Raw genomic sequence first — 23,487 nt, forward strand, 5'->3', positions numbered from 1 at the left:
ATAATGACAGATATATTCTACAAGTACAATCTGAGTTGTCTAGCTTTAGCTTTTCTAAGCTAGTCATTAAAAGCATAAAATTGTATTAAAATATTCTTGTTTATTAAATATTCACATTATTAATAGATTATAAAATAGTCAATATTGCCTAATAAAAACGATTAAAACTAGGTTTATTCCTTATCTGAACCTCACCAGAGTGCTGTTCTTTAATGTTCGTATTATGATCATTATTCGAATGAAGACGGTATTTATATGTTGGCGAACTTATAAACCTAACTCCATCATAACCAACCAATTCCATCATAGGCAATAATAATGCCATATCATATGGCATTTTAAAGATGCTACCCATATCATCTCTTAAAAAAGCCAAATTTTTATCTTGATTTACTAATTCCCTGAACACCCTATATTTAAACGTACGCATGTGACTCATTTTCCAAGTAGCCTTTCGTAAATCATTAAACTCTTCTCTATCATATGGTAAACCTAATTTCATGATACTACCAAGATAAGACATGGACCCATAAGTCATCATTACAGAATTATCAGAATAAGTCTGATTAATAATATCTAATACATATTGATTTGCCAAAATATCATCTGCATCAACTAAACAGATAATATCATCGTCATCGAATTTTTCATTTATTAGAACATCGATTATATTTTGCAATGCAAATTTTCGTTCACTATTAATAATTTTTTTAATAAAACCTCGTTCAGGTATTTTTTCATAACTACCATCATTAGAACAATCATCAATTAATATAACATTATAATTTGTAAATTTTTGCTTCAAGATTGAAATAATATAATCATCAATATAATTTATTACATTTCTATATGGTGATATAATATGTATCATATGTTGTTTTATATTTAACTTATTCTGCTCTAATAAAAGAAATGAATTAGGAATAGCATGCTCTAAAAAAACTAAAAAATCGATATTTGGATTATCATCTAATAAGTCAAGAAGAGAAATTGCAAATTCATAAATTGGTTTTAGTAAAATAAACGAGGAGACTGATTTAATACTGGAAATCGCGATCAAATCATTGTTAATAGTAATAAAGTCATCATAAATGGCATTCACATACAATGAATAAATACCTTCCAATGCTATCTCGTTTATTACTTTATTTAATGAATCAATATTAAATTCACTACGAAAATTATCTCCATAAATACAATAAATTGCATCCTCCTCAGTTGAAATACCCCATTCAATAACTGATCTGAATTTACGAAATATATTATGATCTTCTACAATTTCAATGGGATTTATATCTAAAGTTGAAGATTCTAAAATGCTGTCATCACATTTACTATTTAATAAAAATGCACTTATCATACCATTATTTTTTCATAATATTAGTTAAACCTTAATGATTTCGTGAGATTTAACCAAATCCTTTTCATTATAGACTGGTCCTCAGTGACAATGTCCGCATCTGCAAGAAGACCCGGTTTCAGTTTAATAAGGGAGTCTTTAATATTTCTGTTCAAAGAAACTTTGGAAAAGAAAACACTGTCTCTGATCGGTATATCGGAGATGTAGTCAATCTTTCCTCGTAAATAACCATACTCCTGATAGGGGTAGCTTTGTACTTTGATCAAAACCTTCTGCCCCACTTTAACTTTGGATGATTTGCTCTGTGGAATCAGTATCTCGCCATAATAGTCATCTTTGTTGGCATTGACGTAAAACAGCTCTTCACCCATTTTGATCAGTTGATTTTCCTGTAAAAAATCACCATAGATCAAAGTGCCCTTTGAAGGACTGCTGATCACATGCTGTTTTTTCCAATTTTCAGCATCGCTGATGAACGTGTTCAGCGATTGATAGAATTTCTTTTCTTCTTCAAACATCTGATTGTTGATCTCGGACATCTCCTTGTCTTTAGAAAGCCGGCTGCTCTGGTTACCGATGATCGTATTTTCCGTCTGCGGGATAGACTGCCTCTTGGCGAGCAGAAGGGCTTCTTTCTGCTGCAGTTCGAGCTGGCTGATCACTTTCTTTTCGGCCAGGATCTGGTATTTGGCATATTCTTCTTCTGCGAGTGCCAGTTCTCTTTTCTGTAGATCAAAGCTCTGCTGGATTCTCTGGTTCTGTTCATTGATATACTTAACTTCATTCTGAATAAAGTTCTTTCTTTTCTGATAGATGCCTTCTTTGTTGATTGCAACATAATTCAGATAGGCCAAATAAAAGTTCTGGTAGCTGTTCTGAACTTCCCCTAGTTCCAGTTCTGTCGGTGTTACGATATCTTTGAGATCTGCCAGTTCGATGGTGCTACTCCGCACCTGCTTCATCTTATCCAGCAAATGGAGTACCTGATGGTGGTCTGCTACACTTTCCACATAGGCAATATCTGTATTTTTGTCTACAGCCGTACCGTCTTTCACCAGGATCTTTACCAGATTTCCGGTTACTTTACTGGTCAGCACCTTAGGAGCACTGCTGGTATTGAATTTCATGGATACCGGTACGACTTCGGGATAACGGATGAAAAACGTTAGTCCAAACAGCATAAAGATTGTCAGTAAAACAAAAGTGATCCCTCTTTTGAGCAGCCAGGACGGTGGTTTGGAAATAATCTCCTGCAGGTCTTCGGAATGGATATCTTCATCCATGAATGTGTTCTTTGCCATAATAGTTAATTTCCCAGTTCCAGTTGATTTTTAACGAGTTCATAGTAACTTCCGCGCAGTGCGGTCAGTTCTTGATGCGTTCCCTGTTCTACCACCTCTCCTTTTTCCAGTACGACAATATTGTCTGCATTTTTGACCGTACTTAAACGGTGCGCAACCACAATGACGGTACGTTTGTTGAAAAACTGATCCAGCTTCTCCACGATTTCCTTTTCATTATTGGCATCCAGGGAGTTCGTCGCCTCATCCAAAAAGATATAGGCCGGATTTTTATATACTGCCCGGGCGATCATCAGGCGTTGGCGCTGCCCCTGGCTGATACCTTTGCCGGCTGTACCGATCTTTGTTGCTAGACCAAAGGGTTCATCGGCAATAAATTGTTCCATATTGGCCACGTTGATGGCATTATTTAACAGTTCTTTGTCAGCAACTTCATCATTGACTGCAATATTGCGTTCAATGGTAGCAGCATATACATAATTTTCTTGAAGTACCGATCCGCAGCTATCTCGCCAGAGTCCAAAGTCAATCTGATCCAACTTTTTTCCTCCTATTAATATTTCGCCTTCTTCGGGTTTATAATACCGAAGAAGAAGCTTGATAATGGTTGTTTTCCCGCTCCCACTTGTTCCTACAATAGCTGTTGTTTTTCCTTCTGGAAAGGTTAGGTTTAGTTTGGTAAAGATGGGATCATTTCCGGCTCCAAAATAACGGAAGGTCAGGTTTTTGATCTCAATAGTTTTGTTATCGGGTAATTGTGTGAGGTAATCTTTCTGGATATTCTCTTCCTCTTCCGTTTCATAGATCTCGTTCAGTCGTTCCAGACTGATTTTGGCATCTTGATAGGACTGCATAAAGCCCAACAAGGATTCAACGGGATTGCTGACCATACCCACAATATACTGAATGGCCATCATCCCGCCCAAAGTGATATCTCCGTCGATCACTGATTTGGCACTGATGTAGGTGATCAAAATTGCTTTTGCCTGATTGATCGCCATCGAACCTATGGACTGGTATTGAGATAAGGCGAGACTTTCGACCTTAAATTTGAAAAGCTTGGCCTGCAGGGCTTCCCAACCCCATCTTTTTTGCTTCTGCGCATTATTGAGTTTGATATCCTTGATACTCTGAATCATTTCGACCATATAGGTCTGGTTTTCGGAAGCGATCTTAAATCTTTTCTCGTCAAGCTGCCGGCGGTATTTCATGAAAATCAGTATCCACAACGTATACAGTACTGTCGCCGCAAAGAAAACCAAAAAGATAATTTTGTTATAGATAAGGAGCAATGAGCCAAAGATCACCATATTTACAAGTGAAAATAGTGTATTCAGTGTACTTCCGGTAAGAAAGGACTCAATCCTTTGTTGGTCCGACATACGTTGCATGATATCTCCATGGGTCTTCAGATCAAAAAAACTCATTGGTAATTTCATGATCTTAATCAATAAGTCTGTCAATATGGAGATATTGACCCTTGTGCTAATATGGAGCATGATCCAGGAGCGGATGAAGGATACTGCTGTACTTCCGACAAAAAGCATAAGTTGCGCAATCAGAATCAGATTGATAAAACTGATATTTTTGGTATTGATACCAATATCGACAACTGACTGTGTAAGAAATGGTGTGATCAAAGACAAAATGGTTCCGAGCACCATACCTAAGATCAGTTGAACAAAAAGTTTTTTATATTTGAAGAAATAGGTGAAGATCTTGCTCCACTCTAATTTTAATTTGGGCTCTTCTTCATCGATCTGATAAAAATCTGGCCCAGGACTCAATAATAGCGATAAACCAGCATGCAACTCTTTAGTCGAAAACCAGTTTTTGCTAAATTCCTTCTCGTCATAATTAAGTAGCCCGGATGCCGGGTCTGATATATAGTATTTACCACGACGAATTTTATAGAGTACAACAAAATGGTTCTGGTTCCAGTGCAGTACACAGGGTAATTCAACCTCTTTTAACTGTTCGATCGATAGACGTACTCCATAGGTACGAAATCCCAATTTTTCCGCAGCTTGACTGATTCCTAACAAGTTGACACCAACTTTACTTGTCTGGCATAATTTACGTATTTTATGGATAGATAACATCTTACCAAAATATTTAAATATGATACGAAGACAAGTGGCTCCACAGTCCATCTCGTCCATCTGCTTATAATGTGGAAATCGTTTTAACAAAATTGCATTTATGATTTAGTTGTAATCACTTTACATTAAACTTTAACAATTACAGTAAAATTAATTGATATATAATTGTTTTGATAATTTATATGCTATATAAATAAAAAAAAAGACAATTTGTTTATCTATAGAAGAATCATTAAAAATATCATTAGCACAGGCTGATCTAGATATTTAAAAGAATCAATTATCTGCATTCTTTCGATTAAACTTTTCTCATATTTTGATAAACATATACTGAGGATTTCAGAAAGTAAGGAATCGGTGCTATCGTTTATATTCAAGTCTTTTTTCAAATTTTCATGTTGATAGATTACAACACTATAGTCGAAAAGTAATCTAAATAAATCTGATGTACTACGCTTATTCAGCAATATTGTAAAAAGCCGCTCTATTGATTTTTCAATTACTGTATTATTTAATTGTTCCTTCTTAAAAGTTACCAGAAAGAGAAGAGTATAGAAGTAATCATCTAAATCCTTACGCAATAGTACATTTTCATTCTGTATTATCTGATAAATATCATCTGTAAGAAATATGAGTAACTCATCAATATACAAATTTGAGAGGATTTCCAGATCAGTATCTTCTAAACAATTTCTTTTCATATAATAATATAAAAGAATACTGATGATCCCGTTTTCTTTACTTATATTCTTACTAGCACCAAAAGAAACTTTATTATATATATGGCTTTCGAGATCAGAAAAAATTGATTTTGGAGGATCAGACACAATTTTTAATTTATATAAATATTCATATAAAATTGAAAATCCAATTAAGCCTGAAGTTGTAACCTCTTTTGATCGCACAGCTTCTTCATAGAGGTTTTCTATATCAGATATACAGTTAACAGAAAGATTTTCATCACTTTTCCGTAAAAAATCGCAAATCGTGAGAAACATTTTTAATTTAAAATTATTTAAAAACTCCATTTGTTCCATCATTAATTAAGATTAAAAGCGGCGTCATATCCAATATAATTTAAAAGTTCTTGTTTACTCATACTTGATATTTTTAAATACTCTTTTCTGTAAGAAATTTCTAAGTCCCTATTTATATAATTTGAGTTTAACCTTTCATGTGGCAAATGATATAAACAGCCTTTTACACGTCCTATTTTTAGATCTAAAATTTGTAATCTTTTAACTCGTTCTTTATCATCCGGTCCCCACGTAGATATTCTGAGATTATCTGACCCTGCTTTAATATATTCTAATCTCTTAAGGAATATTGCCCCACCAACTGATCTCTCACCTGCCAATTTAAAAAAATGTTCATTGTAAAAAAATAACGCAGGGTCCAATACTTTTGAAAAAATGCGCTTATGTAATGGGTCTATATCTAGAAATCTACCATCAAATGGAAATGAACAGTCGTAATCTTCTTCTGTAATCATATTTATAGCCTCAACAATCTGATGTACTGGAAAAATAACATCAGCATCATAAAGTGCAATTATCTCTCGTAAAGATTTCTTTATAAGTTTATTATTAATTTTAGCCCTATTAAATATTCCGGAATTATTTTCAAACTCATAACATATATTATGCTTTTCTATTAATTCTTTAGGTATTTTCTGAATAGAATCATTTTCTATAATAATAATTTCAGTATTAAAGAATTTTGATAGGTAGGTGACGGTTGCAATCAAATTATCAAGTCTACTTTGTGAATCAATTCTAATTGGAATTAAGAAGGAAGTATTTGTAAGATCAATCCTGTTCCTTTCTAATAAATCAATTCTCACCTTATCGATATAATCAACTATAATCTTACTACAAAATGACAGATTAGACTTGTCGATAAACAAATTATAAAATGGTTCATATTTTAAAAATTTGGATTTTTTAAATATGTATTCATCATTTTGACTTCCTGTATAATGTAATATTCTTGTTTGATTATATCTTGACTCATTATCATTGGCCCAGCAAAAATCCATTTCTTTAGATATGGACACCTTATAATCTAATTTTAATAAATTCCAAAAGACAGACCACATATCTGCACACCAAGACTGAATTCCAGAGTATTCAGATGGCATACAACCTCTCTTATATGCTTCTAAATTATTATAATTATTAAGTTCCGAAAAAATTATCTGCGAGTCTTTCTCAATACTGAGCCAAAAATCAGCTTTGATATTTTTTAAAATATATTGTGCACCTCCACAATTTTTATCATTATTGATTATATTTTGACTATCTATATCAAGAATGGAGCTTATATAGGAAAAAAATTCAACGCTAGTTTTATTTATAAAATATTTAGAATCAAGATAATTAGAAGTATTACTAACATATATCTTGTCATCAGTAGCAAGTACTTTAGGAATTACTTTTCTTAAAATCACATCTGAATCACAATAGAATATTGCTGCATTTTCAAGATATGTATGCTCTTTAAAGTGTTGAAACAAGATCTGAGGACGAATATTAGATGTATAAGTAATACGAGGATCGACGCTGTAATGGTAAAAATAAAAATTTGCAAAATTTTTGTATAGTTCACAAAATTCTGAGGTCGATTTTTTCAGTTTACTGCCGTTTTTTACACCAATTAATACCTGTATATATTTCTTTCCAATACCTAATTCATTAAAGTTGTAAAGTTGGATTTTTAACTGCCAAATAAAATATTTTTCATCTGGTTGTGCTGTAAGATATATTAATGATCTTCCCATATCCCTTCATAAGGATTATAATTACAATATAGAGGTTTACTATGGGTTTCTCCATTCACTGTATTTCCCCTGCAATCTGAACATATATATCTATATTCGCAATCTTTACAGATCGAAATATTATCTTTTGTGATATCCCACTTTTGTTTAAATATTTCATTTTCTGCAATGTTTAATAACGATGTAGATTTAATATTACCAAAACTGTTTAACATCGCAGGACAATTTTTTATCTCACCAAATTGATCAATAGAAAGCTTTCTATTTAAACAAGAATTATGATTTTGACTTTCAATAAAAAGCTGTAAACTTTTCTCTAAAAGGATGGAACTCTCGGAAATAAAACCACAGTCCCTCTCACTAGTTAGATTTTGCTTCATAAATATAATTCTGTCGTTAACACTTCTATCTTCCAATGAATTATATACATATATAACTCTAATGATAGGATAGGCTTTTATTAAATTTAATAGTCCTGTTTCACTTATATTATTGCTGCTTGGAATCATTAATTGAATTCCTAAAATACTTATATTATCACTTAAATAAGGAATAGAGGCAATACTTTCTAACATGGATAATTCTGTAAATTTGTCACTGTAAAATCTGATTAAAAGAAATTTACAAAGCATCTTATCTAACTGATTAAAAATAGATTCAAAATCATGAAAAATTTCATTTACATCAATTATAGAATTTTCAATTTGTGAATAAGAGTCCCAATTGTAATCAATAAGAGGAAAACTATCAATATTTTCCAACATTATTCCAAGATTTGAATTGATTAAAAAAGTTACAAATTCCGTAAATTCCTCTTTTGATTCACTATCTATATAAATATCATATATATATGTAAGAGGATATTTTCTAAATAGTTCAAAGAAGATATAATAACTACTCGAAAGGAAATATGCCTCTCCTGAAGAAGTATTATACACAAGAGTTCTTTTTGCTCCTTTTGTTATTAAACAATCAGCGTATATATAAAGAAATTTTTTGCTTTGATCTCTATCATTCCCTGTCATATCAATACTTTAAATTTTTAGAAATACTTTTCTCACTCCACATGTAAGGTATATTCGTTTGAATTACTTTATTATAACGAAAAAACTCACTCTCAGGAATTTCATTCATCTTGTTTGTTAGAATATGATGCATGAATAATGGGATCTCACATTTACTCTTTTCAATTATCTTTATTTTTTCAGTTTTAATCATTTTTTATATACTTAATGTTTCTGCGATCAATTTGTCTAAATTATAATTACAAGGTTGAGAAGTCATAGCATATTGTCCTACTGGATTTACTTCTAAAAAAATCAGGTCATTACTTTTATTAACAATAAAATCAACAGAACCTGAGTTTAAATTAAGATCTTTGAAAAGTGCTATAAGTTTAGATTCAATATCTGATGACAATAAATAGGGAACATATCTATTCTTAAACTTATTAGATTTCCTAAAATCTACTGCAGTTTCTTCATTCTGTTGTGAAAAAATTGCCATTGAATAAAATTTACCATTCAAATAGAAAGCTCTAATTTCGTATAGTTTTTGGATACATTTTTGCAAAAGAGAAGGAAAGAAATTATCAGGAACATCTTCTTTGACTACCTTTTCCGTATAAGTGTAATAACCATTTTCTTTTGTAAACAGATAAACTCCTTCAGCAAAAGCTTTACTAATATATTCTTCTCCGGAATGCTTAATAACCTCCTCTAACTCTTCACTAGATGAAATGATAAAACTTTCAGGAACGAGTAATCCATGCGCTTTTGCTAACTTCAATGTTATTAATTTATTAAGTCCACTAACTTTTGGATTACCAATTTTATTAGGGATGCAAGTATACAGAGTATCAATTATATATTCATGCATTATGGCAAGTTCACTCTTTAATATACTGGATATATACTTCGAATTGCCAGGTATTATAGTCTCTTCGATTTGAGTAGAAAAATTCGATATGTTATTATTAACCAATCCTGTCCTCCTAAACCAAACGCTCGTAATATCTTTTAAACTTATTTTATTATTCAGGTCATAGCTCAACTCAATTTCACCAATGTTAAGATCAATATTTGACACTTTTGTTTTCAAGTCCTCAGTATTTAGCCTAAAAAAATCATTTTTCATTTGAAGCAGCCAGTATAATACATTTGTAGTGCTACTATCATAAAGCGAGCTGAGAATTAAAATCATATAACTATTTTCATTTTAAATAAATACTCCCCATTACCAGCATGGGGAGTATATAAAACACTATTTTTTCTACAATTCGTCTATTGAGCGGCTAGCATCACTATCCGAATCAAAAGAGTCAGAATCACCTCCTCCAGATTTTGTTGATGTCGTAAAACTGTTTGAGAAACTGGTAGTCGCTACGCTCACTCCACCTAATACGTCTCTCATTTCTCTTTCATCAAGTTTTTCAAACTGAAACGATTCTAATTTGATTTTTTTCATTTTTATTAAAATTTATATTACTCCTACTCTATTTTAAGCCTTTTCGGAATCCTGCATTTCTTAAGATTTTATTTAATTGGTCTTTTAGACCACCAATTTTTATCTGGTCAAGCTTTAACTGATGATCCAATAGTAGAAATTTATACTCGGAGTCCTCTGTAATCAGAATCAAGTCTCCATTTGATAAATCAAATATTTTATTGTTTATGATAGCTACTGATGATGTTGGTCGCTTAAATGCGACAAAATCAATAGAATACTCTTCTCTCTTTAGCACCCCTTGCCCTATATAATCTGGATGATTACGTGATGTCACATTTGAATAAATGCAATTATTTATCGCTAATTTCATAAAATCCTCATTATATCGCATTTGCACTAACAGAGAGAAAAAACTGGTATAATCTGACTCGCCCTTTTCTTGGATTCCAAATGAAAAAATTAAATATGATTTATTATCAACAGATAGGGTATCAATATAAGCTTTCGTTCCATGTGGGTAATAATCTTCTTTAAAAAAATTATAACTATTCATTGGGAGTATTTTCTCCCTCTCCATCATTTGAATATTATCTTCTTCAGTATACTTGTTGGCTTTAATTTGTGCTGTTAATTCCATTGCTGATAATGTGATAAAAATTAATATTATTAAACGAAAAATATTACCCATAAATGTCAAAATTAATACTTAATGATACTTAACCAAAACTACTTAATTATGCTTACAAAAGATTATAAAATAATATGTAACAAAATAAATACACTAAAATGAAAAACATATAATATAAAACTTAAAAATATGATTTATTCCGTGTTGAAATTAAATTGAAGTAAATATTAATGATTACACCTAAGGCAAAATTAATTTTGCCAAAACATAAATTTAATAAAATACAACAATATAAATTCCGTTAAATATGTATTTAATGATTATTGAAAGTTTATTTAACAATAATAATACTTTTATTGCAAAAAATGAAAGAATAGTTATAGATTTAGTGTGATTTTCCTCGAATAATCTAATTACCAGATAATTAATTTTCAGCAAATAATAAATCTCTTAAATAAAATTAAGAAGCTAAATAATCTCATAATTCACCTTCCATAAGTCTGATTGTTGGGTTGCAACAATATTAAAAACGATAACATTTTGAAAAAATACCAAATTATCCAATTTGATTTGCTATTTTTTCCTTTGTAAAAGGATTATTAGTCTATTTCCAACCAGGTTCCGGTTTAGCATCTGGTTTAGGTAATACTGGAAGTAGAACAGGAGTTTTTTTGCACACGATTGAAATACTGTTATCCTAACAAAGATGTAGAATAATGCAGCAGATATGGGTTGAGCGTAGTTTCATTGTATCAGAATTCAATAACTAACAAGCGCCTTTATTTGTGTATATCTGAAAATATAATCAATCCCTAAGTTAACAATCGTCAATCAAACAACACAATTCAAGCTCTCCTACAAACCAATTTAAACTTTCAGGAAACAGTCTATAGCTTACACTTTAAACTGCATTCCTTTTTACAAAATATCAGAATTACATCACAAAAGGACTAAATCAGTTTCTTTAATAAATAGCATACTTGTAAAATGAACAATCAAATATTATGAACAAGCTTTGTTCATAATATTTGATTGTTCACGAAACCTGAACACGGTAAAAAAGTGAACAAGTAGAGCAGTTAATACAAGCACTAAAATCCATACATCAATCGAATAGCTAAATTAAAATACTCGTGAGTTTAATTGACGGAAAAAATGGAATTAAATAGGGTTTTAATTTATAGAAATCACACAAAATACTTTGGCATAAAATAGGACATATGCCAAATAAAGTGCATAAAAAAAAGCGACTCTTTTGAAGTCGCTTTTTTGTAGCCCGTCGGTAAATAGAAGCCCTATTTCTAGAATGAAAATATAGCGTCCAAACACCTAGACTAACGTGCCTTTTTTTGTTTCAGTGTGCGCATCTAAAAAGGTTATTCTCAAGATTAAAGCTTATTATTCAATTATTCTGGCATGACCGATTGCCTTTCTCGCCAATTCTGGATTAAACTTATAAGGAGTATTAACCATATCCCCATCAATTAATTTAGCTCCTGAAAACCATAATGGTCTGATGAAATCTTCTTATGTAATAGGGGTATTCATATAGTCAAAAACGAGAGCCTTTACTTTAGCAAGATCAGTTATAGAAAGTAAATTATGGATAAGATTGGTGAATATTGCAACATATAGAGGTTTGGTCTTTTTTAATTTGGGTTGACCTCCAGCATGACTTCCGCATTAATCTTTCTCCGATTCCTTTCCCTAATCTTTCTCCGGTTTCGTTTCCTTATCTTTCTACTAGTTCTTCTACTTATCTTTCTACTAGTTCTTTCCCTATTCCTTTCCCTAATCTTCTCCGGTTTCTTTTCTTAATCTTCCTACTAGCTCTTCTACTTATCTTTCTACTAGTTCTTCTACTTATCTTTCTACTATCATCAACTCACGAATTCCCACATAGAATATTTGAAAGATCCTTTATTAACAATTTTATTATGGTTTTTAAGTTCCGTTATTAAATTGTTGACTTTCCTTTTCCGCTGCTCATCCGTCATCCATTCTGGCAATTTATTCCATAACAACTCATCAATATCTTTTCGGGACATAGTATTATGCTGTGATAACGCTTTTAAAATAAGGTCAAGATAATACTGATTATCAAAGTGTAAGTGTCCCAAAAAATCAAACAGCTTAAAACTGGACATAAATGTTTAGATTTAAGTAATAAGATGAAAAAGACACGTTTTACAGAAACCCAGATTGTAAGAGCTCTCAAAGAAGGAGAAGAAGGTAGAAAGACGGATGATATCTGCCGGGAGCTTGAGATTAGCAAAGCCACCTTTTATAACTGGAAAAGTCGTTACGGTGGCATGGAAGCATCTGATGTCAAGCGCCTGAAGGAACTTGAAGAAGAAAATGCACGCCTGAAAAAGATGTTTGCCGAGCTGAGTATGAACCATGATATCCTAAAAGAAGTCATCACAAAAAAAGGTTGGGGCTCCGGCAACAAAAACAGTTAACTCAGGAAATTGTCCTAGATCACGGTTTGAGTGTCGCCGGAGCCTGTAAATTGACAGGTATGTGCCGTTCACAATATTACTATGTTAGCAAGAAAGACGACAGTGCCGTGATGGCAGCATTAGATGATCTGTCCTCCAAACATCCTGTATATGGATTTCGAAAACTATATGCCTACTTGCGCAGAGAAGGTAAGCCCTGGAATCATAAGAAAGTATACAGGGTATATAAGCTGCTCAATATGAATAAGAAGAGACGTGTCAAACGTCGGCTTCCTGTTCGGCAGAAACAACCTTTGGAACAACAGGTCAGCATAAATCAAAAATGGAGCATGGACTTTATGAGCGATAGCTTGGCAAGCGGAAACAGATTTAGAACCTTTAATGTAATGGATGACTGTTCCCGTGAAATATTGTGTATCGAAGTAGCTACCTCTATTTCTTCTGTACGGGTCACCCGGGCACTGGAACAAATCATAGACTGGCGAGGTAAGCCGTTCTGTCTGCGTGTAGATAATGGCCCCGAATTCACCAGTCATCATTTTGATCTCTGGTGTAAAAGTCAAGGCATCGCGATTCAATTTATTCAGCCCGGAAAACCTATGCAAAACGGTTATATCGAACGTTTTAATCGAAGTTATCGAAAAGAAATTTTGGATGCTTATTTATTTTTCAACCTGGCAGAAGTCCGAGAACATACCCAAATATGGATGGATGAATATAATAACAACAGGCCTCACGAAGGACTTGGCAATCTTACACCAGCGGAATTATCAGAAAATATTAGACAAAAACAACAAATAAATAAATTAGTAACGTAAATTAGAAAAGTCCAATTCCAGCTGTAGGAAAAATGGGGTACTTACAAAAGGCCTTATTTTTTGTATAGCCTGCTTTGTCTCCCGCTTTCTGAGCGACATGCAATGAAATAAAATAATTAGGTTTTCGGCCTTCAATTAGCTTCTTGCGCTTTAATTCCTTCTCATATTGATTACTTAAGGGCTTTCTCTTCTGCACTTTATCCAACGCCATAATATCTTCTAGGGAGAGAGCTTTATTCTGTGCTAATAAGCGAGCATAGTCCAAATTCAATACTTTACCGGAGATAGTAACCTTAACTTTATTATCTGATAGATCATAGTCTGACATCGGAAAAAATCGGGCTTGCTGATAATTAAAGATCTTCTTAATCCCTCCTCCCGCAGTTTCAACCATTTTCAAGTTGAACGTGAGCTTTTGCTTTGACAATGGTTTTTACAAAGCAAATGATATACAAGATTGGTGAATGTTACAACATATAGAGGTTTGAACTTTTAGAATTCGGGTTGACCTCCAGCATGACTTTCGCATTAATCTTTCTCCGGTTTCGTTTCCCTAATCCTTTCCCTAATCTTCTCCAGTTTCTTTCCCTAATCCTTTCCCTAATCTTTCTCCGATTTCTTTCTACTAGCTCTTCTACTTATCTTTCTACTAGCCCTTCTACTTATCTTTCTACTAGTTCTTCTACTTATCTTTCTACTAGTTCTTCTACTTATCTTTCTACTATCATCAACTGTGACCTTTTTGATATAATATTCCCGTTCGCTGAGTTCATCGATATGCATAATCGAACGGATATTTGTCCAGCTAAGATTCGCTACGCGCTGAGTAGAGAATTGGTCAAATTCAGGGAACTGACCATTATTAACTGGGTTATGATATTCCGAGCATTGACTTATTTATTAATCCGCAGTTTCGGTTCTACGGGTTCTGAAGATTTTTTGTAATATTTTTTGATAAGCTTTTATTTCAGTAAATTCACATGTAAATATCAACGGATTATGAGAAAATTAATTTTAATGCTATTCTTGGTTCCATCATTACTATTCGCTCAGAGCGAGGGTGTAAAGTTTGAGCATGGTCTCAATTGGAATCAAATTAAAGAAAAGGCAGCCAAGGAAAACAAATTTATTTTTGTCGATTGTTTCACCACTTGGTGTGGCCCCTGCAAGTACATGACAAGTACAATCTTCCCACAGGCGAAGGTAGGTGATTTCTTCAATGCCAAATTTATCAATGCCAAAATCCAAATGGATAAGACCGAAGGGGATAATGAAGAAGTAAAATCCTGGTACACGGAAGCAGATCGTTTTGCCAAAGATTATAAAGTAGTAGCCTATCCTACTTTCTTGATCTTTGATTCAAAAGGCAAGCTTGTACACCGCATTGTAGGGGGCGGTGATGCGGATGGATTTATTGCTAAAGCTCAAAAGGCATTGGATCCGAACACCCAGTATGAAACCCTATTGGCAAAATTCAATGCTGATCCACAAAATACAACGATTGCAAAAGCTATGGCCCAAGTGGCAAAAGAAGCTTATGATAAAGAGACACAGGCAAAGGCTGAGAGCATTGTATTATCTTCGCTATCAACAGATCAGCTCTTTACAAAAGACAATGTAGAGTTATTGATTTCTTCGGCGAGCATTAAGGATTCGAAAGCATTTAACTTAATAAAAGATAACCCAACCAGATTTGATGCCATCAGTGAGAAGGTTAAAGCAAATGATTTCTTAGCTAAACTATTGATCAGTGAAGCTGTCAATACCAAAATACAGGCTAAGGAAGCTGTAGATTTTGCTGCTATAGAAAAAGAACTGGCTCAGAAATACCCTACGGTCAATACCGAAAAAACGAGTTTGGAAATGCAAACGCGTTATTTCTCTTATACTAAAAACTATCCTGGATTGAGAGACAGTTTTAATAAGTATATTGCCAAATACGGTTCGATGGTCACAGCAATGGAATTAAACCAGATGGCTTGGTCTATCTTTGAAAACTGTGATGACCCAGCTTGTTTAAAAGCGGCTTCAGAATGGAGCAAATTATCACTGGAGAAGGAAAAAGATACACCGATGTATCTAGATACCTTTGCCAACCTTCTTTATCGTCTAGGTGACAAAGATCAAGCAATCAAAACACAAGAGAAAGCGATCTCACTTTTGACTGCAAACGATAAAAAAGAGGATTATATAGCAACGCTTCAAAAAATGAAAAATGGCGAAAAAACTTGGGAATAAGCAATATCCCAAAACAAAAAATCCAGATCGACGAAGTTGATCTGGACTTTTTTTATTTCAACAGAAATATTTAGCCACAATTATTTTATTTATCAAATAATTGTAGGTTTATTATATTCGTGTTTCACTCTGAATAATCCAGTTGGAACCCAAAATCGGAGTAAGGATCATCAAAAAAAGATCTGCAATCTAAATTTTATTTATCAATATTTGAGATGAAGTATGCTTCCGAATAACCATTTATATGAATAAATTTTAGAAAATAAACTTTTAATACAAAGGTCCATAGTCAATTTCGCAGTATGGCATAAGGAATCTCCGGACGAACTTGACAATTTCGCCATGTAGCGAAATCATACAGCCACCATTCCGATGCATTTTCCCGAGGATCCATGTTAATTCGTCATCTCGGTGAATCACTTAGTCCTTCCCCCTCCCCCTTTTATGAACCTCAAAAACTCTTAAACATATTGCGAAGCCACACAGTCACCAGTGTTTCTCATTTCCCCAGATGATCAAAACATTTCCCCTCCCATTGAAATCACATCGACGTACGTATAAACGCTTTTCTCCATCGTAGAAACAGCTACGCCATAGTGCGAAGACATGCTCCGTTGCACACTAACCATAAAACTGATGACTTCCCAGCTTCCCTGGAGTGCGCCAATTCTGATGAACAACTTCTTTTTTATATCCCTAAACTATAATGCACAACGGGTTAAGTATATAAATCTAATTGTTATCATCTACTATAATTTATCATAACTTATGATACACTTTCCCAACTATATCTTTAGATGAAATTGGCCCATAAGCCCTCGAATCGATACTGTTTTCCCGATTATCACCCATAAAAAAATAATAATCTTGATTAAAAGACTCACTATTACCAGAATTGCTATCACCTAGATATAAATTTCTATAATAGCTCTCTTTGTTGTATTCCATGCCCTTTTTTGGAACCACAAAAGGACCAAAATCTAAAGAGCTCCAATTATTGAAGTAATAATCGTTAAATCCTTTCTTTTCAGTGGATTTTTTAATTGTTATTTTCTTTTCAGATTGCCAATGAAGGAGAATACCATTAACAAAAAGCTTGCCGTTCCTGATTAAAACCGTATCACCAGGAAGGGCTACGCATCTTTTGATATGCTTCTGTTTACCCTTTCTAAAAACAATAATATCGCCCCTGTCAATTGATTTATAATACCTATTTGCAAAAACAATATCTTTCGGGTGATACATATTCTGCATTGAATTATGCTTGACCATCAAAGGATTTAGAATGTATAAAAGTAAAACCATTATACAAATTACTGCTATAGAGACTTTAACGATTTTCATTCAAAAAATTTATTAGAAGGTCGTAAGCTTTTGGATTGTCAAAAAAATGACCGTATAAAATCAGTTCATTGTTCTTGTTGAGCAACATTGTCTCGTACTTAGATTCTTCTATTGGAATTCCATTGACAATCTGAAATCCCCAAAATTCTTTATCCCAATAAATAGGGCATTCTATATTCACACTTTTGAGCGCCTGATTCAAAAAATAATCAGTTGGTGCAGTAAAAATAAACTTATAATCCACTGATAAATCTTTATTTTTATCCATAAACTCTTTTATTTCACGGAGTCTATTAATACATTTATCACAATCCGCAGAAAAATAATGAATAATGTAATAGTTTTCATTGACATCTCGTTCGTTTTTTACAGGTGTCATCTTTTCGTGAAATTTGATCTGCTTTTTAAAATCTGATTGCATGACTTTCATAACTTGATCAGTGGCAGATTTCTTTGAACAAGAAACATGTAGAAATAAGATTAAAAACAAAAATATCCCTTTCATCTATTTAGAATAAACTTATACAGTAAACCATTAACATCCGCGAGGAAAATTTCAACTTGCTTTTCTTTTTCCCAAGCTACTACAGATGCAAAATTCCTATTCAATAATATTTTCCATTTAGGACTACCTTGCCAATCGAATATATGAAGCTCTTTTCCAATCGATTTTTTTGTTCCCGAATAAATACAGTATATATAATTTTTTGTTGAGTAGCTGTTCACATAGTAATATGTAGTATTTTTATTGCTCTCCAAAGTATATCCTGCTCTAGTCTTCTGCACATCAAAATCAGGCTCTCTATATTTCTCACCAACTAAAATTTTATAGAGAGAAGTATCCCTATAAATATCGATTCTTTCAGAATTTTTATAGGGGAGAAAAGCTATTTTTTTATCTTTGTTATATTCCAAATTACTTGCATTAAACAGTGCCTTAACACTTAGTTTACCTACTCCATTTTTATTTTTTATTTGGAATGGTAAATAGCCTATTTTAGATGTAATTTCACTCTTATTGTTCACCGTAAACAGTCGTGAATCGTCTATAAAATAACTCGTACCGATTAAAGTACTATCATTAAATAATCCAAATTCTCTAGTACCTTTGGTGGCTGGTGAGAGAAGGATTTCCTCAAAAGGTAAAAATCTGCTTTTCGAAATTGCACTATTGAGATCAAACTTGATAGCTTTTTGTAAGATTGCATCAAAACCGAATAAAGTATTATCATCAACTAATGTTAGCGAAGTCAGTGAAAGCAATTGGTTTTTGTCACCCCCTCTCTCTATTAAAGAAGCTATTTTCTCATTTGTATTTAGATTGTATGCTGAAATTAAAAGTGAATCACTAAGGTTAGATGCAATTAAAATACTGTCATAGAGCAGCAGTTCCAAAGGATCAGACAATTTAATTCCATGTTGCTCTAATTTTGTTGTATTAATAACATTGAATTCGTTATTCTTTAAAATCGTATAATGCTCTTTGACAGGGCGATCACATGATAAATTAAAGCTCAGGAAAATCGATAGTAAATATAATGTCTTATTTTTCATATTATAAAAGGTTGCCAAAATAGACTTGGCAACCTCGTTAATTTATCATTTTTTATGGTTGTGGTGTATCGCCAGGCTCATCCACATCAACAGATTTTAGTGCTCTTCCTACATAAATATTACCAGTAGCTGAGGAGTGACAGTCTTTGTTTGGTTCTTTTACACACATATCTACTGATTCTGCAAGAGCATTAACAGTAAGGTCATCAATTGATAACGAATTACTAAGGCCTGTCATCGCATACGCACCTGCAGATATGCCTAATATGGCAAATGCTAGTTGAAATTGCTTTTTCATAATTTAAAAAAGCTAGATTATATAATAAAATTAATAAGTAATTTACAAATTTCCGTCTGGCCATGGTTGTGGTTCATCTACATCTGAGGTTTTTTTACTGTGCCCTATGTAAATTGTACCATTTGTAGATGCACAATCCTTGTTCTGTTGCTTTTCACAATCCTTAACAGTTTCATTAGTGTTTGCAGAAACAGTTAATTCATCAATAGATAATGAATTAAAAGAAAAATAACTTAACATAAAGCTGGAAGCTCCCACAATTAGGCAAATTTTAGTTAATTTTTTCATATATTAAAATTATTCTGTTAAATTGGCTGGCATATTTATACCATATCTCTAAATTAGAAAATAAAATGACTTTATTCAATAAAAAATTTATATTTTTTTCATTTATCTTATTATTGATTAATTTACATGCAAAATCACAAGAAAATAACAAAATTTTAATCAATAATATTATAAATGCGATGCATAGTTACAAAACCGTGTCTTATGATTATTCAAGAGTGGTTAGACAGCCTTCAGTTGGAATATCGAATGATTTTCAGGGGAATATTTTCTTCTCATTTACCAAGAATTTATTAGGCAGTAAATTTATCTTTGAAAATGATCTTACAAAAGATATATATGACGGTAATACAGCCTGTTTTCTTGACAAAACTACTAAGGAACTAAGCATAAGGGAGAACGATATTAAAGCTCTAATGCAATACGCTTTCCTAAAAAACTCCTATTACACTTTGAGAAATTTTTTTCCAAGAATTATCGAGAGAAAAGATATTAAAATAGTTACTAGAGATACTTCTATTCTATCCAAGGACTGTTTTGTACTTGAATTTAACATACCCAATACTGTGATCAATAATCTTGGCGAACTACAGTCTGTACCTGAGGAAAACCATTTATATACGATTCTCATCGACAAAAAATTATTTCTGCCGATCGATGTGTTCAGAAAAAATCTAGTAAATGATGATTATGTACATTGCAAGTTCAATAATATAATCTTAAACCAAGTAAGAGATAATGCTGAGTTTCGTTATGAATCTTATCTGGGAGAATATCATGAAGTTAAAACTTTTCAGTTTTAGAATTATTCATTATGTCGAAATATACACTCCGTTTCCTAAGCGTTATAACTATTTTATTCTTATTGTTGACTAAAAGTGTATGGGCACAAGGCAGACATCATACATTTATCGCTATAGATTCGGTATCTCTTAAAAAGATAGATTCAGTAGAGATACGATATATAAAAAACAGCAACCTGATATCCTATTCGAAAGGGGCTTTTTCAATACGCCATGATGACAGGTTTTTAGGCAGTCTTTTATTTGACGCAAGCGGCTACTCATCGCTGCTTATGTCAGAAGAGAAAATAAATAACTTGTTGTCTCATAATCTCGACACCTTAGAAATTAAGCTATCTACTAATGGAAAAAGAATTGGAGAAGTTATTGTAAATGCTGTCCAAAATCCGATATCAATGGAATTCGGCAAAATTATTTATGACCTTTCAAAAGATAGATCAAAAAATCTCGCAGAAGCTATATCCAGAATGCCTTTTATTACAGTTGATATAAATAGGAAAGTACTCCTAAACGGTAGCTCAAATTTCTTGGTGCTTGTTGACGATAGACCTTCATTTATTAAAGGCACAAACATATCAGAAATTATCCGCTCCTATCCCAAAGAAAATCTCAAGAGTGTTGAAATCATTACGGATATACCGCCGAAATACAATGACCAAAACTATAGCGGAATTATTAATTTTATTACGAACAAAAATATTGTTGATGGGCATAACACTTCTTTTGAATTAACTTACGGCAGAATACTCTCTTCCTTTTCTGGGGCTTCCACATTAAAATCAGGAAATATTATATTAACTGCTACACTCAATGCTGATAACGACAAATCCCCAAGAGCAGAAGAAAAAAACATCTATGAAAGCAGTATAACAAGTTTTATACAAAAAAGCTTCGAAAACAGAAAAATAAATACTTTTGCTCCCGACATAGATCTTACATACAAGATAGATTCCGCTACTTTATTAACAGCACGTGCCGGCTTTTCACTTTCTAAAGGAAAAAGAGAATCCTTTATTGAAATTAACGAAAAAGAAGAATATTACAGCAAAAGAGAGGAAACAAATCATACACAAAATTATTCTCTTTCCTATTTTAAGAACAAAAGTAAAAATAAACCAACTTTTGACGCCTCTTACCAACATCGTTATTACAAGACAGAACTTGCATTAAATAATGATTTTGACACAAAGGGAATGTCCCGGAATAATTTAATTTTGAATGAAAATACATTTCAATTTGATATCATCCAACCCTTACGTAAAATTAAAATTGATTATGGTGTAAAAGCTAACTTTAGAAAGAATAGAGAAGAGATAATGGATATTCAATCAATGAACTTTGTCCAGAATATTTTCGGTATCTATAATTCTTATGTATATATCAAGGGGAAATTCGGAGCTAGAGCCGGCGGAAGATTAGAACAAACTGTTTCCAAATTTGAAAGGATGAACAATATGGGAAAACAGAATTATTTTAGTTTGCTCCCATTTATATCACTTCAACAGATTTTAAAAAACAAGCAATCACTGACAGCGACTTATTCCCAAAGAATTCAACGTCCTGCTATTTGGCAACTTACAGCCTTTAACGATAATTACAATCCAAACACTATTTATGTGGGGAACCAGAATTTGGCGCCTGTTAAAATGAATACAATTTCAACGAGATATACCAACCTTTTAAAGGGTAGTTTTATTTCGACGTTTGAGTATACCTTTGCGAATAATACAATCCAAAGGACCGTGACCTTTGTAAATGATACTGTCACTATGTATGGATTTGAAAACCTTGGAAAAACAAGTGAAATTAAAACTCTACTAAATATAAACAGGCCAATATATAAATCATTGTCGGTCAATTTTAACGGAACGATGGCTTATAAAACGCTTGATGGCTATGTTGATGAGTTTATAAAAAATAGTGGATTTCAAGGATTTGTCTCTTCCTATCTAATCTACAGAATCTCTGATAAAGCAAGCACATCAATGAATTTTGGTTATTATAGTCCCGAAATATATTTACAGGGAAAAAGTAACTCTATGAACTATTACGGTTTTGCATATAACAGATCATTATTTAATGATTTGGTCAATATAAATGCGTCTATCTTAAATCCTTTCAGAAAGTATTCAATCAGAAAATCGAATTATATAAATGGAAATTCTTCTCGGATAGTCGAAAGGCAGATAAACTTCCGATCCTTTCAGATAGGAGCTTCTTTAAATATAAACAGACTCAAAGAGAGGGTTAAAACGGCTTCCAATTCTATTAAGAATGATGACATAAATACCTCTGATAGTAAGCGTCAATAAAATGAGCAAGCAGAACTAGGGCTCTGCCCAACTTCTGCTTGCTCCATTCGCCTCAAATGGAATTTTGAGTATCCTCAGGAAATACTCTTTTAGCTTAAAGATAGTATTTTCGGTACACTGAAGAGTATACCTACATCCATTTTATACAGTAGGTCAGCACACCCGTAAGCTATATATCTAATAGTCTACAGTATAGATAAGTATATTGTTGGCAGTCTGAATAATATGCTGCCATTAAAATTTTTATGAGATGGGATTAAATTTAGCTATAACTGATATAGCTTTTTCCATTCATCTCCTCGAACATGAAAACTTTGAACTCAATTCTTGACAGTAATTCCATCACCTGCTTGGTTGAATTACCAAGTTCCAATCCCAAATACAACAAGATCTCTTTTGAGTTCCATTGGAATGGATTGTACTTATCCTACTGACAGGGGGTGTCGAGGTAGCTATTCAGGATTTTCACAGGCTCAGTCGTACTCTTTGCACGGTTGGCTTTGAAATTCTATTTTAAAATTGTGCTACCTATCTGTGTATACTTCTTTTGGTATCCTGTTCACACTCATCGTCATGTAGATTGGCTAGGAGTATACTGCAAAATTTTTTGGTTTCTTCAAATAGAAAATTAAGCAATAATTTGCAATCATGACATCTTCATTTAAGTAAAGTAAAAAGTAGTCCTACAACAAAGACGAATAAAATCACCCAATCCTTTAAAACCATGACTTTAAACCATTAAATATAAACAG

Annotated in this window: 21 protein-coding genes; 4 read left to right on the forward strand and 17 right to left on the reverse strand. The window is 32.6% G+C overall.

What is annotated here, in order from left to right:
- Nucleotides 1–148: 148 nt before the first annotated feature.
- The 10 genes from MUB18_RS04045 to MUB18_RS04090 form a co-directional block, all read right to left on the reverse strand.
- Nucleotides 149–1,360 carry a glycosyltransferase family A protein gene (locus MUB18_RS04045; RefSeq protein ID WP_248755041.1) on the reverse strand — a complete coding sequence of 404 codons (1,212 nt, stop codon included), beginning with the start codon at nucleotides 1,358–1,360 and terminating at the stop codon, nucleotides 149–151.
- Nucleotides 1,361–1,380: 20 nt separating this feature from the next.
- Entirely contained in the window at nucleotides 1,381–2,661 is a 1,281-nt protein-coding gene (locus MUB18_RS04050; RefSeq protein ID WP_248755042.1) for an HlyD family secretion protein, read from the reverse strand.
- Nucleotides 2,662–2,666: 5 nt separating this feature from the next.
- Nucleotides 2,667–4,853 (reverse strand): peptidase domain-containing ABC transporter, encoded by a 2,187-nt coding sequence (locus MUB18_RS04055; protein WP_248755043.1) that lies wholly within the window; start codon nucleotides 4,851–4,853, stop codon nucleotides 2,667–2,669.
- Between the two features lie 128 nt (nucleotides 4,854–4,981).
- Complete coding sequence (locus tag MUB18_RS04060; RefSeq protein WP_248755044.1) at nucleotides 4,982–5,803, reverse strand: hypothetical protein; 822 nt, start codon at nucleotides 5,801–5,803, stop codon at nucleotides 4,982–4,984.
- Nucleotides 5,803–7,542: a galactosyltransferase-related protein gene (locus MUB18_RS04065; RefSeq protein WP_248755045.1), complete on the reverse strand. Its 1,740-nt coding sequence runs from the start codon at nucleotides 7,540–7,542 to the stop codon at nucleotides 5,803–5,805. The genes MUB18_RS04060 and MUB18_RS04065 overlap by 1 nt, the downstream gene beginning before the upstream one ends.
- Entirely contained in the window at nucleotides 7,527–8,567 is a 1,041-nt protein-coding gene (gene gwsS / locus MUB18_RS04070) for a grasp-with-spasm system SPASM domain peptide maturase (RefSeq protein WP_248755046.1), read from the reverse strand. Before gwsS ends, MUB18_RS04065 begins: the two co-directional genes overlap by 16 nt.
- Nucleotides 8,568–8,763: 196 nt before the next feature.
- Nucleotides 8,764–9,744: a grasp-with-spasm system ATP-grasp peptide maturase gene (gene gwsG, locus MUB18_RS04075; RefSeq protein WP_248755047.1), complete on the reverse strand. Its 981-nt coding sequence runs from the start codon at nucleotides 9,742–9,744 to the stop codon at nucleotides 8,764–8,766.
- 69 nt (nucleotides 9,745–9,813) lie between these two features.
- Nucleotides 9,814–10,008, reverse strand: a complete 195-nt coding sequence (locus MUB18_RS04080; protein ID WP_248755048.1) for a TIGR04149 family rSAM-modified RiPP — start codon at nucleotides 10,006–10,008, stop codon at nucleotides 9,814–9,816.
- 28 nt (nucleotides 10,009–10,036) lie between these two features.
- On the reverse strand, nucleotides 10,037–10,678 hold the full coding sequence (locus MUB18_RS04085) for a hypothetical protein (RefSeq protein ID WP_248755049.1): 642 nt from the start codon (nucleotides 10,676–10,678) through the stop codon (nucleotides 10,037–10,039).
- Nucleotides 10,679–12,498: 1,820 nt separating this feature from the next.
- Nucleotides 12,499–12,765 (reverse strand): hypothetical protein, encoded by a 267-nt coding sequence (locus tag MUB18_RS04090; RefSeq protein WP_248755050.1) that lies wholly within the window; start codon nucleotides 12,763–12,765, stop codon nucleotides 12,499–12,501.
- 24 nt (nucleotides 12,766–12,789) lie between these two features.
- On the opposite strand from MUB18_RS04090, the gene MUB18_RS04095 reads away from it, so the two are divergent.
- A protein-coding gene (locus MUB18_RS04095; RefSeq protein ID WP_411028101.1) for an IS3 family transposase occupies nucleotides 12,790–13,898 on the forward strand; the annotation gives its coding sequence in 2 pieces (ribosomal slippage) (nucleotides 12,790–13,042 and nucleotides 13,042–13,898; 1,110 coding nt in all).
- Nucleotide 13,899: 1 nt separating this feature from the next.
- On the opposite strand, the gene MUB18_RS04100 is transcribed toward MUB18_RS04095, so the two are convergent.
- Complete coding sequence (locus MUB18_RS04100; protein ID WP_248755051.1) at nucleotides 13,900–14,325, reverse strand: hypothetical protein; 426 nt, start codon at nucleotides 14,323–14,325, stop codon at nucleotides 13,900–13,902.
- Nucleotides 14,326–14,897: 572 nt separating this feature from the next.
- Between MUB18_RS04100 and MUB18_RS04105 the strand changes: the two genes are divergently transcribed.
- Complete coding sequence (locus MUB18_RS04105) at nucleotides 14,898–16,136, forward strand: thioredoxin family protein (RefSeq protein WP_248755052.1); 1,239 nt, start codon at nucleotides 14,898–14,900, stop codon at nucleotides 16,134–16,136.
- 515 nt (nucleotides 16,137–16,651) lie between these two features.
- Here the strand turns inward: MUB18_RS04105 and MUB18_RS04110 are convergent.
- From MUB18_RS04110 to MUB18_RS04135, 6 genes are all read right to left on the reverse strand, one after another.
- Nucleotides 16,652–16,816 carry a hypothetical protein gene (locus MUB18_RS04110; protein ID WP_248755053.1) on the reverse strand — a complete coding sequence of 55 codons (165 nt, stop codon included), beginning with the start codon at nucleotides 16,814–16,816 and terminating at the stop codon, nucleotides 16,652–16,654.
- 79 nt (nucleotides 16,817–16,895) lie between these two features.
- Nucleotides 16,896–17,480 carry a signal peptidase I gene (gene lepB, locus MUB18_RS04115; RefSeq protein WP_248755054.1) on the reverse strand — a complete coding sequence of 195 codons (585 nt, stop codon included), beginning with the start codon at nucleotides 17,478–17,480 and terminating at the stop codon, nucleotides 16,896–16,898.
- Nucleotides 17,467–17,985 carry a hypothetical protein gene (locus MUB18_RS04120; protein ID WP_248755055.1) on the reverse strand — a complete coding sequence of 173 codons (519 nt, stop codon included), beginning with the start codon at nucleotides 17,983–17,985 and terminating at the stop codon, nucleotides 17,467–17,469. Before MUB18_RS04120 ends, lepB begins: the two co-directional genes overlap by 14 nt.
- Nucleotides 17,982–19,034 carry a BF3164 family lipoprotein gene (locus MUB18_RS04125; protein WP_248755056.1) on the reverse strand — a complete coding sequence of 351 codons (1,053 nt, stop codon included), beginning with the start codon at nucleotides 19,032–19,034 and terminating at the stop codon, nucleotides 17,982–17,984. Before MUB18_RS04125 ends, MUB18_RS04120 begins: the two co-directional genes overlap by 4 nt.
- Nucleotides 19,035–19,086: 52 nt before the next feature.
- Nucleotides 19,087–19,332 carry a hypothetical protein gene (locus tag MUB18_RS04130; protein ID WP_248755057.1) on the reverse strand — a complete coding sequence of 82 codons (246 nt, stop codon included), beginning with the start codon at nucleotides 19,330–19,332 and terminating at the stop codon, nucleotides 19,087–19,089.
- A 42-nt stretch (nucleotides 19,333–19,374) separates the two neighbouring features.
- A complete protein-coding gene (locus tag MUB18_RS04135; protein WP_248755058.1) occupies nucleotides 19,375–19,620 on the reverse strand; it encodes a hypothetical protein in 246 nt (81 codons plus the stop codon).
- A gap of 65 nt (nucleotides 19,621–19,685) precedes the next feature.
- On the opposite strand from MUB18_RS04135, the gene MUB18_RS04140 reads away from it, so the two are divergent.
- Together MUB18_RS04140 and MUB18_RS04145 are read left to right on the forward strand one after the other, a co-directional pair.
- On the forward strand, nucleotides 19,686–20,423 hold the full coding sequence (locus tag MUB18_RS04140; protein WP_248755059.1) for a hypothetical protein: 738 nt from the start codon (nucleotides 19,686–19,688) through the stop codon (nucleotides 20,421–20,423).
- 11 nt (nucleotides 20,424–20,434) lie between these two features.
- Nucleotides 20,435–22,735, forward strand: a complete 2,301-nt coding sequence (locus MUB18_RS04145) for an outer membrane beta-barrel family protein (protein WP_248755060.1) — start codon at nucleotides 20,435–20,437, stop codon at nucleotides 22,733–22,735.
- Nucleotides 22,736–23,487: the final 752 nt, after the last annotated feature.

This window comes from Sphingobacterium sp. PCS056, from assembly GCF_023273895.1.
Taxonomy (GTDB): domain Bacteria; phylum Bacteroidota; class Bacteroidia; order Sphingobacteriales; family Sphingobacteriaceae; genus Sphingobacterium.

Excerpts from the sequence above, each read along its gene's own strand:
- MUB18_RS04125 (WP_248755056.1), bottom strand. The coding sequence starts at position 19,034 with ATGAAAAATAAGACATTATATTTACTATCGATTTTCCTGAGCTTTAAT.
- MUB18_RS04130 (WP_248755057.1), bottom strand. The coding sequence starts at position 19,332 with ATGAAAAAGCAATTTCAACTAGCATTTGCCATATTAGGCATATCTGCA.
- gwsG (WP_248755047.1), bottom strand. The coding sequence starts at position 9,744 with ATGATTTTAATTCTCAGCTCGCTTTATGATAGTAGCACTACAAATGTA.
- gwsS (WP_248755046.1), bottom strand. The coding sequence starts at position 8,567 with ATGACAGGGAATGATAGAGATCAAAGCAAAAAATTTCTTTATATATAC.
- MUB18_RS04045 (WP_248755041.1), bottom strand. The coding sequence starts at position 1,360 with ATGATAAGTGCATTTTTATTAAATAGTAAATGTGATGACAGCATTTTA.
- MUB18_RS04050 (WP_248755042.1), bottom strand. The coding sequence starts at position 2,661 with ATGGCAAAGAACACATTCATGGATGAAGATATCCATTCCGAAGACCTG.
- MUB18_RS04065 (WP_248755045.1), bottom strand. The coding sequence starts at position 7,542 with ATGGGAAGATCATTAATATATCTTACAGCACAACCAGATGAAAAATAT.
- MUB18_RS04140 (WP_248755059.1), top strand. The coding sequence starts at position 19,686 with ATGACTTTATTCAATAAAAAATTTATATTTTTTTCATTTATCTTATTA.
- lepB (WP_248755054.1), bottom strand. The coding sequence starts at position 17,480 with ATGAAAATCGTTAAAGTCTCTATAGCAGTAATTTGTATAATGGTTTTA.
- MUB18_RS04085 (WP_248755049.1), bottom strand. The coding sequence starts at position 10,678 with ATGGGTAATATTTTTCGTTTAATAATATTAATTTTTATCACATTATCA.
- MUB18_RS04080 (WP_248755048.1), bottom strand. The coding sequence starts at position 10,008 with ATGAAAAAAATCAAATTAGAATCGTTTCAGTTTGAAAAACTTGATGAA.
- MUB18_RS04090 (WP_248755050.1), bottom strand. The coding sequence starts at position 12,765 with ATGTCCAGTTTTAAGCTGTTTGATTTTTTGGGACACTTACACTTTGAT.
- MUB18_RS04145 (WP_248755060.1), top strand. The coding sequence starts at position 20,435 with ATGTCGAAATATACACTCCGTTTCCTAAGCGTTATAACTATTTTATTC.
- MUB18_RS04120 (WP_248755055.1), bottom strand. The coding sequence starts at position 17,985 with ATGAAAGGGATATTTTTGTTTTTAATCTTATTTCTACATGTTTCTTGT.
- MUB18_RS04135 (WP_248755058.1), bottom strand. The coding sequence starts at position 19,620 with ATGAAAAAATTAACTAAAATTTGCCTAATTGTGGGAGCTTCCAGCTTT.
- MUB18_RS04060 (WP_248755044.1), bottom strand. The coding sequence starts at position 5,803 with ATGATGGAACAAATGGAGTTTTTAAATAATTTTAAATTAAAAATGTTT.
- MUB18_RS04105 (WP_248755052.1), top strand. The coding sequence starts at position 14,898 with ATGAGAAAATTAATTTTAATGCTATTCTTGGTTCCATCATTACTATTC.